General features: G+C 44.5%; 2 protein-coding genes. Both read left to right on the forward strand.

Features of this window, described 5'->3' with window-relative positions; genetic code table 11:
* On the forward strand, nucleotides 1-539 hold a 539-nt coding region (locus R8269_RS23915; protein ID WP_318222740.1), incomplete at its 5' end, for a DNA repair protein.
* Nucleotides 540-663: 124 nt separating this feature from the next.
* Nucleotides 664-1,434, forward strand: a complete 771-nt coding sequence (miaE, locus tag R8269_RS23920) for a tRNA isopentenyl-2-thiomethyl-A-37 hydroxylase MiaE (protein ID WP_005459884.1) — start codon at nucleotides 664-666, stop codon at nucleotides 1,432-1,434.
* Nucleotides 1,435-1,633 lie beyond the last annotated feature (199 nt).

Genomic DNA, 1,633 nt, shown 5'->3' on the forward strand with positions numbered 1-1,633 from the left:
TAGAAAGCATGCATGACCTTGACCCGAAAAATAAGCAGCTCACTCAACGCATAGAGAATATGAAGCAGCAAATCGGACAGCTAAAAGAAAACGGTCCGACTGGTGAAAGTACCTCTTTCAAAATGCCAAGCAGCGATAAGCAAGCCATCGTGATGCTTAAGCTGGTTAAGCGCCTGCGTGACACCGTTCGAAACGAGCACAACAAAGGCCGATTAGACACCCAGACTTACGTAACCGAAAATGCGCGTTTGGAAACGATGCAAATTCGCATCAACATCGAAAACGTGATTAAGCGAGCGAACGATTCCATTGCTCGCGGCCAACCGGGTACTGCGTTACAACTGCTTCGCAAAGGCATCGATGCGCTGAGTACAAAAAGCGATCCGTACTCCATCCAAGCAAAACAAAAGCTTGAAGAGATGCTTGGCGACTTAGACAAAAAACGCCAAGACAAAAGCGATGCAGAAATGCAGCAAATGGCAGACAAAGAGCGTGACAACGACATGGAAGCACTCTTCGGCGAGAAGAAAAAGTGGTAATATCCCCACCAGCTTTTCGCCCTATCCGATTAAAGGCTGCGTTTGCAGCCTTTTTTCTATCCAGATTTCCGTTTTACTCATGCTCTGGATGAACCAAATTTGAACGTAACGTACTAAAAATAAAATGATTAATCTCGACGCCTATCAAGATCTTCTTGCTCCTATCAATCAATTTCTGCAATGCAGCACACCCAACGAATGGGTTGAAGAAGCAAAGAAACCAGAAAACTTGCAAACCATTTTATTGGATCACTTACTGTGCGAGCTGAAAGCAGGTCAGTCAGCCATGTTCTTGATCCGCAAATACGCAGTAGATAAAGACAGTTCACATGCCTTACTTGACTGGTTCAAACCATATGAAGATTTCGCTTACCGAAAAATCGGCTCATTAGAGACATTAAAAGGTAAGAGCAATATTTCGAAAGCCATCATGGCAAAATCGGATTCGCCGTATAGCCAAGATCTGATCGATAAAATGGTTCTCTTGATCAAAGAAGAATTACATCACTTCTATCAAGTACTGGAAATCATGGAGAGCCGTGGCGTGGAATACAAAAACATTCCCGCAAGCCGCTACGCAAAAACGCTGATTTCACACATGAAGACTCATGAGCCCGAGACGCTTATCGATAAGCTCATTATCGGCGCTTACATCGAAGCTCGCTCATGTGAACGTTTCGCCAAACTTGCGCCGCACATGGATGAAGACATTGCGAAGTTTTATGTTTCCCTACTCCGCTCTGAAGCACGTCATTATCAAGACTACCTTGTACTGGCTGAGCAGATTGCAGGCAAAGATATCAGCGAGCGTATTGCATACTTCGGCCGTATCGAAGCTGAGCTGATTTCAACCCCCGACGAAGACTTCAAGTTCCACAGTGGCATACCTGCTTAGCCGTGCTAAACCGTCACTAAAAAGCCAGATGTGAGTCTGGCTTTTTAGTTTTAAATCTCACCATTTCAACCTACCTCTCCGTCTGTATAAACCGCGCCTGTAACTTCATTTTGTTTACAACTCAGTTAGAACCAAGGTCACAAATAGCGAACTATTTTCATCGAACCATAAGCTGTCATCCATCTTTAACGCTCGAGTA

Source organism: Vibrio sp. Vb0667, assembly GCF_033391095.1.